8 protein-coding genes are annotated in these 8,556 nt (G+C 46.2%); 5 read left to right on the forward strand and 3 right to left on the reverse strand.

Features of this window, described 5'->3' with window-relative positions; genetic code table 11:
* Nucleotide 1 precedes the first annotated feature (1 nt).
* Together thrC and serS are read right to left on the reverse strand one after the other, a co-directional pair.
* Complete coding sequence (gene thrC, locus HXW94_RS13445) at nt 2-1,501, reverse strand: threonine synthase (RefSeq protein WP_178367419.1); 1,500 nt, start codon at nt 1,499-1,501, stop codon at nt 2-4.
* Nucleotides 1,485-2,765 carry a serine--tRNA ligase gene (gene serS, locus HXW94_RS13450; RefSeq protein ID WP_178367420.1) on the reverse strand — a complete coding sequence of 427 codons (1,281 nt, stop codon included), beginning with the start codon at nt 2,763-2,765 and terminating at the stop codon, nt 1,485-1,487. Before serS ends, thrC begins: the two co-directional genes overlap by 17 nt.
* A gap of 183 nt (nt 2,766-2,948) precedes the next feature.
* Between serS and HXW94_RS13455 the strand changes: the two genes are divergently transcribed.
* Entirely contained in the window at nt 2,949-3,536 is a 588-nt protein-coding gene (locus HXW94_RS13455; RefSeq protein ID WP_178367421.1) for a 5-formyltetrahydrofolate cyclo-ligase, read from the forward strand.
* Nucleotides 3,537-3,541: 5 nt separating this feature from the next.
* Here HXW94_RS13455 and HXW94_RS13460 read toward each other — a convergent pair whose 3' ends face one another.
* Entirely contained in the window at nt 3,542-4,525 is a 984-nt protein-coding gene (locus HXW94_RS13460) for a potassium channel family protein (RefSeq protein WP_178367422.1), read from the reverse strand.
* A 159-nt stretch (nt 4,526-4,684) separates the two neighbouring features.
* On the opposite strand from HXW94_RS13460, the gene HXW94_RS13465 reads away from it, so the two are divergent.
* From HXW94_RS13465 to HXW94_RS13480, 4 genes are all read left to right on the forward strand, one after another.
* Complete coding sequence (locus HXW94_RS13465) at nt 4,685-5,341, forward strand: protein-L-isoaspartate(D-aspartate) O-methyltransferase (protein WP_178367423.1); 657 nt, start codon at nt 4,685-4,687, stop codon at nt 5,339-5,341.
* 26 nt (nt 5,342-5,367) lie between these two features.
* The gene (locus HXW94_RS13470; protein ID WP_178367424.1) at nt 5,368-6,507 is read left to right on the forward strand and encodes a DUF368 domain-containing protein; all 1,140 of its coding nucleotides are present in this window, start codon (nt 5,368-5,370) and stop codon (nt 6,505-6,507) included.
* A 42-nt stretch (nt 6,508-6,549) separates the two neighbouring features.
* The gene (locus HXW94_RS13475; RefSeq protein WP_178367425.1) at nt 6,550-7,347 is read left to right on the forward strand and encodes an HD domain-containing protein; all 798 of its coding nucleotides are present in this window, start codon (nt 6,550-6,552) and stop codon (nt 7,345-7,347) included.
* Nucleotides 7,348-7,603: 256 nt separating this feature from the next.
* Entirely contained in the window at nt 7,604-8,287 is a 684-nt protein-coding gene (locus tag HXW94_RS13480) for a hypothetical protein (protein ID WP_178367426.1), read from the forward strand.
* Nucleotides 8,288-8,556: the final 269 nt, after the last annotated feature.

Here is an 8,556-nt window from a genome sequence, read left to right on the forward strand (position 1 = left end):
ATCAGAGTCCTAAACGGGTGGCGATTTTTTGGGATACATCCTTTACGAATTTCTGGAATTGCGATGTCCCAAGGGGTTTTTCCTGGGACGGAATCAGTTCGGGGTCATCGGGTGAAACAAAATCCGGTAAATTAATAAACCGGCTGTCAGATGAAATCCCGTAGCCGTCATCCAGTTCCCCTTTAAAATAGAGGTCCTGGAAACCGGAAAATTTAATGGCATGTGCGGTGGCATCCAGAATTACGGTTTCGCTTTCATCCACGAGATCCAATGCCTTTGCCTGAACCATCCCTGCAAGACACTCGCCACCCTGGGTACAGGCGATATGCCCGTTCCGGTTGGCGGTCAGCTGCCAGTCCATGATCTGCTGTTCTTTTACCTGGACCACAAAAACATTTCTGTGGCCGCTGGCCGCATTATATTCCCTGGCGATCTGGATCACCCTCGGCATGGATACGGGATTTCCGATCATGGCTGCCTGGGCCACGCTTGGCTGGGTCTGGACCGGCGTAAATATACGTTTCGTTTCATCGGGTTCAAGGTAGTATTTGTATACCGGATCTGCATGTTCGGACTGAACCCCGATGATCTTTGGCAGTTTATTGATGATGCCGGTGTTGTAAAATTTCAAGAATCCGTTCATGACCGCTGAAATATTACCGGCATTGCCAATGGGCACCATGACCACTTTTTTATCCATATCCCAGTCAAAGTCCTGGGCAATTTCATAGGAGTAAGACTCCTGTCCCAGTATACGCCAGGCGTTTTTGGAGTTAAGCAGTGCCACAGGATAACTTGAGGACAGATACTCCACAACTTTCATGCAGTCGTCAAACACCCCGGGGATTTCAAACACCCTGGCACCGCTTCCCAGGGGCTGGGCCAGCTGGGCAGAGGTGACCTTTTTATGGGGCAGAAGCACGGCGGACTTTACGTTAGATCCCAGATAGGAGGCATAAAGGGCTGCCGATGCCGAGGTGTCACCGGTGGATGCACATACCGAGATGACCTCAGAGACAAATCCCTGATCAATAAGATATTTGATGCTGGACAGGGCCGAGGCCATGCCCCTGTCTTTAAACGAGGCGGAAGGGTTCTGGCCGTCGTTTTTGTAATAAAATTTCAACCCGGTTTTTTCCTGAAGTCCGGGGTTGGCCTCCACCATCGGGGTGTGCCCTTCACCCAGGTAGATGATGGACTCAAGCGGGATGCTGGGGCCGATGAATTCGTGGTACCGGTAAATCCCTTTAAGGGCAGGAATCTTAAGCATTTTGCGGTAATCAAAGATTCGCTGCCAGGTTTCGCCTGAAATGGCTTTGAGCTGATCTTTGTTCCGGTCATGGATCAGCAATACCTGGTTGCACGCCGGGCACACGTATAAAAGTTCTTCAATGCCGTATTCGGCACCGCAGCCAAGACATTTATAGTATAGTTCCCCCTGAGGCGAGGGGATGATATGCGGTCTGATATCCTCAGGAAACAGGTTAAGATTCGTATTCAATTATTTCTAATCCTCCCATATACGGTACCAGCGCCTTGGGCACTTTGACGGTTCCGTCTTTCATTTGATAGTTTTCAAGAATTGCTGCAAAGGTTCTGCCCACGGCGAGCCCGGACCCGTTCAGGGTGTGGCAGAATTCAGGTTTTTTGGCGTTTTCCCGTCTGAACCGGATATTTGCCCGCCTGGCCTGGAAATCAAGGCAGTTTGAACATGAAGAAATTTCTCTGTATTTATCCTGGCCGGGCATCCATACTTCAATATCATAGGTTTTGGTGGCGGAAAATCCCAAATCCCCGGTGCATAAGGTAACCACCTGGTAGGGCAGTTCCAGGCGCTGGAGAATGTCTTCGGCATTGGCCAGCAATGATTCAAGCTCATCAAATGAGGTCTCCGGCGAGGTGATTTTCACCATCTCCACCTTGTTGAACTGGTGCTGGCGGATCAATCCTTTGGTGTCTTTGCCATAGGAACCTGCTTCGGATCTGAAACAGGGGGTAAATGCCGTGAACTTCATGGGCAGCGTGGATTCATCCAGGATTTCTCCGGCCGGGATGTTGGTCATGGGCACTTCTGATGTGGGAATCAGGTAGTAATCCCAGCCCTCAAGTTTAAAAAGATCTTCTTCAAATTTAGGCAGCTGGCCTGTTCCGGTCATGGTTTCTTTATTTACGATAAACGGTGGTAAAACCTCCGTATACCCGTGTTCTGTAATGTGAATATCCAGCATGAAATTAATTAACGCCCGTTCAAGGCGCGCGCCTGCGCCTATATACAAAGGAAATCTGGCACCGGTAAGTTTTGCTGCACACTTAAGGTTTAAAATACCTAAGTTTTCGGCGATGTCAGCATGATCCTTGATCTGAAAATCAAAGAAGCGAGGCGTTCCCCACGTCTTTTCAAGTCGGTTTTCAGTGTCATCCTTTCCCACGGGGACATCTTCATGGGGCAGATTCGGAATATCAATAAGAAAGGCCTTGACCCAGTCCTCCAATTCATTGAGCACTTTGTCCATTTCCTTAATTTGTTCGGAAACGCCTTTCATTTTATCTATGCTTGGCTGGGCGTCCCGGCCGGATTTTTTCATTTCGGCAATTTCACCGGAAACAGTATTTCTTAGATGGCGTAACGCCTCAATATCAACTAAGAGCGCTTTTCTTTTTTCCTCATTTTCAAGAAACGGGGAAAAATCAATGTCTGCCCGGCGTTTTTTCATGCCCTGGACAACAGCGTCCAGGTCGTTTTTAATCAATTTTATGTCAAGCATTTTGGATTTTTGTCCTGCATGATTATAGGGTTGAAGGGTGGCTGGTTATAATATCTTCAAAATTGTATTCAGATACCATGAGGCATGTAAACAGTCAACGATTATTGCCCGTTGACAATTGTCTGACAGTGTATAATATTTCTCAAAAAATTTATTTTACAATAATTTAAGGAATGTGTGATTATGGATGAAACGAAAAGTGGTAAAAACGGTGTATTAAGCCTGGTAGCGCAACGTATGAATGCCCTGTCTCCGGAACAGATTGAAGAAAAATATAATATTATTGAAAATAAATTATTCGAATTTGCGAACTTTCTGGAATCCCATCAGGTGCTGATGTACCCGCCCGGAAGTAAGGAAATTCCGACTGAAAAGATCATCCGGAAAGCCATGGAAATTGAGAAAAGTATTATTCTGCCGGTAGTTACGGACCTTAAAAATAAATTTCTCTTGTATAAGATCAGTCATTTTGACAAGGATCTGGTACTCAACGCCCATGACATGCTTGTACCCAATCCGGAGCGGTGCAAGAAAATCGCCCTGGATGATGTGGATATTGCCATTATCCCCGGTCTGGCCTTTGATGACAAGGGCGGACGCATGGGGTTCGGGAACAACTACTATTCAAAGCTGATTACAAAATTGCCTGAAACCTGCCGTAAGGTCGCGTTGGCTTATGAAGAGCAGATTGTTGACCAGATTCAGATGGAATCCAGAAAATATACGGTGGACATCATTATTACCGATGCCCGGGTAATTTATAAAATATAGTAATTTTAAACATTACCAAGTGAAGACCTGAACGCCTTCAGGTCTTCGGCTTTTCCCATGACAATCAGGGTGTCCCGGGGGTGGATAATGGTTTCAAAATGCGGGGCAAATACCATATGGCCTGACTTTTCTTTGATGGCGATGATGATCAGATTATAATTCTGCCGAATACCGGAATCCTTAAGCGGTTTCCCTGAATAATCCGATGTTTCCGGTACAAAGGCTTCTTCAATCTGTATGGCATCACTTTCCCGGGACAGCGCCGTGTTCAGAAAATTGGAAACCGTCGGGCGCAACAGTTTCAATCCCATGGAAACCCCACCAACATCATAGGGGGATTCCACCTGGTTGGCACCGGCCACATAGAGTTTATTTCTCACCATGTTGCTTGCTGCCCGGGCCATAATATAGATGTCGGGATTGAGTTGTCTGGCGGTGAGTACCAGGAATACATTCTCCGTATCCGCTGCAAGGGCCGCGACCAGCGCCCTTGCCCGTTTGATGCCGGCTTTTTCCAGAACCTCTTCATTCCCGGCATCTCCGATGATATAGCGAAATTTATCCTTTTCCAGGAGATCCTTGAGTTTTTCTTTCTGTTCTACCACAACGATCTCCTGGGTATCTTCCGCCACGAACTTGCAAAGCACCCTGCCGATGCGACCGTATCCGCAGACAATGTAATGATCTTTCATTTTTTTTATTTTATTATCCAAACGCTGCCTCCCCAGCATGCTTTTTATTTCACCATCCACCACGGAACTGATGAAAATACCGCATAGATACAGAAAGTATCCTACGCCTGTAAATATCAAAAAAATGGTGAACACCCGTCCGCCGTCGGACAGATCATGGACTTCAAGGAACCCCACCGTACTCAGGGTAATGGCCGCCATATAGGCGGAATCTAGGAGACCCCAGCCTTCAATGGACATGTACCCGGCAGTGCCGAATATAAAAAACAGGACCGCGACAAATACGGTTAGCTTCATTTTTGACGTTTTATCCATATGGCTTTTTTTACTTTTACTGACGTTTAAATGCAAGGGAAAGATGAAAAGACGCCTAACTATCATAACGACTTTAATTACGGGCTTTAAAACCGTTTTCTAATGCTTGACGACCACGGTGGTTGCTGATATTAAGAGGCCATGAATGACGAATCCACAAAATTTTCGCGCTGGCGCAGGGATATGGTAGAAAACCAGATCATTGCCAGGGGAATAAACGATCCGCTGGTGATCCAGGCCATGAATCAGGTACCCCGCCATTTGTTTGTCAGTGAAGCCCTGGTAGACAGCGCCTATGGGGATTTTCCGCTTCCCATTGGTGAGGGCCAGACCATTTCCCAGCCTTTTATCATCGCTGAAATGACCCAGAGCCTGACCCTGAAGGGTCCGGAACGTGTGCTTGAGATCGGCACGGGCTCCGGTTACCAGGCTGCTGTGCTGTCCCATATTGTTTACCGGGTGTATACCATTGAACGGAATAATACCCTCTATCTGCGGACCCGGAAATTGTTTGACCGCCTGAAATATCATAATATTGTAACCCGCTATTCCGACGGCACCCAGGGCTGGAAATCCGAAAGCCCCTTTGACGCCATTATGGTTACGGCCGGGGGCAATCAGATTCCTGAACCTTTAGTGAATCAGCTGATAGAAGGTGGGCGCATGGTCATGCCTGTGGGGGGCGGGTATTCCCAGGAGCTTTTACGTATTGAAAAAACCAGCACCGGCATCAGGACGGTCAATCTGGGCGGCTGCCGTTTTGTCAAGCTCATCGGCGAACACGGATGGCCCGCTTAATGATCTCTCTATTGAGGTGAATTTTCATGTCCTTTTCTTCTTCTGCTGTGTCGGCAACCATAAAAGCGTTGCTCATGGGGTTTTGCCTGGGGGTTGCCAATATCATTCCGGGGGTTTCCGGCGGAACCTTTCTGTTGGTTTTCGGGATATATGAACGGGTATTTTCAATATTAAACCAGATTAATAAATCTTTTGTCCTGAAATGGCTTAAACTTGTTTTCTCCTGTTTCAGGCGCCCGGTCCCGGGACTTAAACATGTTTATGCATTTTCCAGGGAAAGCGGTTTTCTTTTCCTGTTTAAACTTGCTACCGGTGCCGTTGTGGCCATTCTTGCCCTGTCCAGTCTGATGAAATATCTTTTACTTGCCCATTTTTCTTTAACCTATTCTTTTTTTTTCGGACTGATTCTGGTCTCCGTCATTATACCGGTAAAGATGCTCAAGCGTTTTGATACCTGGGCCATGTTTTGTCTTGTAGCCGGTATCGGCATCACTGTATGGGTCTCAGCCATGGTCAACCCTTATGATAAAATCAAGATGAAGTCCGATCATCTTGCCCGGACCAGTCAGGTCCGGTTCGTTCATAATGAAGATCGGGATGATTCTGTGGCTGGGTCAGGAACAATTGTTTCAACGATCCAAAGTTATTCTTCCGGATATTATCTGTATATTGCACTTTGTGGTGCCCTTGCCATCTCTGCTACTGTGCTGCCGGGTGTCAGCGGTTCCCTGGTATTGATTTTAATGGGCACCTATTTTGATGTGATTTCTGCCATTTCTGAATTAAAGCGTTTTCATTTGGAGACATTTATTTTTCTGGGAATATTCGGCCTGGGGGTCATCTTTGGCGGGCTTTTGTTTGCCCGGCTGGTCAGCTTTGTCTTTTTCCGGCATTATAATGCCACCATGGCCTTTTTATGCGGGTTGATGACCGGCTCACTATATGCTTTGTGGCCCTTTAAAAAGACCGTGTTCATGGCGCAGCAGTATGTGAAACAGGCCGGGGAAGTGGTCTGCCTTGAAAATGTAACAATCCAGACCAATATCAATGTGTTGCCGACCAAAGATGATCCGCTGATCGCCGCTTTTATTTTTTTTGTACTTGGCGGCATTACCATGATGCTTTTTGTCAGAAAAGAAGCGGCTGTTTCGGCAGGAGATAAATAAGGGCCATGGCCCTATCCCTTATATTGTTCTGGAAATTAATTCATGATGACCCACGATGATTTTTTAAAAATAGAAAAACAGTTTTATGCATATACCCGGCCCTTTGTCGACAGGGCTGAAGATCCCTACCCATTTGTACTCAAACAGAAGCACACGGCCCGGGTTTGCAGGGCCATGGAGATGCTGTGCAAATCCCTTGATCTTGACGGCCCGAAAACTGCCCGGGCCTGTGCTGCGGCCATGGTTCATGATATGGGCCGATTCCCCCAGTTTGCCGTCTTTAACACCTATTCCGATGCCCGTTCCAAAAACCATGCCGCCTTGGGATGCCGGGAAATCGTGCGAAGCAATATTCTTTCCCATTTATCCGCTACAGACAGGCAATTGATTTTGCGGGCCGTTGCCCTGCATAACCGCCCTCGGCTTCCCGCAACGCTTGGGCGTGATTTAAACCTTCTGGCCCGTCTGCTCAGGGATGCGGATAAGATTGATATTTTTAATGTAATGAAAAATCATTATCTGAATCCGGATTCACGTCACGGTTTTCTTACCTATGATCTGCACGATGACGGCAACGTTCCGAGAGCGGCTGCCCGGGCCCTTCTTGAAACCCGGCAGAATGATTTAAGCTTTGTAAACACGCTTAATAACATGAAGGTTTTTCAGGCCGGAATGGTCTATGATTTAAATTTTCCGGCCGCTGCTGCGGCTATCCTGGATCTGGAAGTTATTCCTGTCCTTTTAGACGGTATGCCGCCATCGGATTTGATTACCCGGTTGGCGCAGGCGCTTCTGGAGCATCTGAAGTCGCTTGCTTCATCGAACCACGGAAAGCACTGAAGAACACGGAAATGCCTTTTATTACTGCGATGCAGTTATTTAAAAGTTAAGCACGGGTGCATTCCCATTTAATAGCAAATCGATAGAGTTCGAAATCATTATACTTACATTGACTATTTTTCTTCGTTTGTTTATACTTTTTTTAAAAATTGTTTTTTGGTCGCAGTCGCATTTTAAATATTGCTAAAATTGTTCTTCATACGCGTGGAATGTCCGTATGATACATCGAAGAACTGTAAATCAGAAAGGAAAACAGATGGTTAGATATCTTTTGACCTGTCTACTCATTGGGATTGTTTTTGTTGGATGCAGTCAGGTTCCAAAACCGGTTTCATTCCAAGCCACACGACAAAAAAAAATGCAAGCTTCTGAACACTGGAATATTTTTGCGAAAGACATTAGCAATGCAGTAATGGCTGAAATTCACAAGAAAGGATACATTGATGGTTCCATAACATTTATTCCCAACGACAATTCAAATTTCTGCAGGATTTTCAGATCATTTTTAGGAACCCAGTTTTTACATAGGGGATTACAGCTAAAATCAATTGATGATGCAGAATATCAGATAGACTGGTCAGTACAACTGGTGCAGCATGATAGTTCAAGAGTCCCGCCAAAACTCCCGTCGTCTACCATGATCGCCTCGCTGGGATCTGGAGTTTACAAATTATTTGAAGACTCATCAGCCTATGCTGGTACAATTGCAGCAGCAGCTTCCCTGGATATCATTGAACATGTCTACCACAATGATTCCGTCAAGCTGCCTCATAATGAAGTGATTATAAATGTGTCACTGAAAAAATCCGGTAATCTGATTCACCGGTCAAGCAATCTGTATTATGTGAATGATTTGGATACCTGGCATTATCATGTATCAAAAGACAATCTTGGTATCGATAAGGCGTTTTCACAAAAAACGTATAAAATTTCTAATTAGTCCTTGACCGATGGAGACTCACCAGTCAACTACCCCTCGGCTGAAGACCGAGGGGCTTGAAAAGGCCCCGAAGTTGACCAGTCTAAGTGCTTCGAGCACTACGTTAGATCGGAAACAGGTACCCTGGGGTGCTCGCCAGCTTCAGGTTCTACGGCAAGTGGTTAAACAGGTCTAAGGGGTTAAACCGGTGCTGCTTGCGCCAAACCCGGTCATAACATTGACGCGGCAAACATTACCTTGGAAACAAGAGGATTTTAAAATTGAGTGTA

Origin of the sequence: Desulfobacter latus (genome assembly GCF_013389365.1) — a bacterium.
GTDB classification, from domain to species: domain Bacteria; phylum Desulfobacterota; class Desulfobacteria; order Desulfobacterales; family Desulfobacteraceae; genus Desulfobacter; species Desulfobacter latus.

Bases quoted from the DNA above. Each gene is read 5' to 3' on its own strand.
- HXW94_RS13460 (WP_178367422.1), bottom strand. From the start codon at position 4,525: ATGAAGCTAACCGTATTTGTCGCGGTCCTGTTTTTTATATTCGGCACT.
- HXW94_RS13470 (WP_178367424.1), top strand. From the start codon at position 5,368: ATGTCCTTTTCTTCTTCTGCTGTGTCGGCAACCATAAAAGCGTTGCTC.
- HXW94_RS13465 (WP_178367423.1), top strand. From the start codon at position 4,685: ATGAATGACGAATCCACAAAATTTTCGCGCTGGCGCAGGGATATGGTA.
- serS (WP_178367420.1), bottom strand. From the start codon at position 2,765: ATGCTTGACATAAAATTGATTAAAAACGACCTGGACGCTGTTGTCCAG.
- HXW94_RS13475 (WP_178367425.1), top strand. From the start codon at position 6,550: ATGATGACCCACGATGATTTTTTAAAAATAGAAAAACAGTTTTATGCA.
- HXW94_RS13480 (WP_178367426.1), top strand. From the start codon at position 7,604: ATGGTTAGATATCTTTTGACCTGTCTACTCATTGGGATTGTTTTTGTT.
- HXW94_RS13455 (WP_178367421.1), top strand. From the start codon at position 2,949: ATGGATGAAACGAAAAGTGGTAAAAACGGTGTATTAAGCCTGGTAGCG.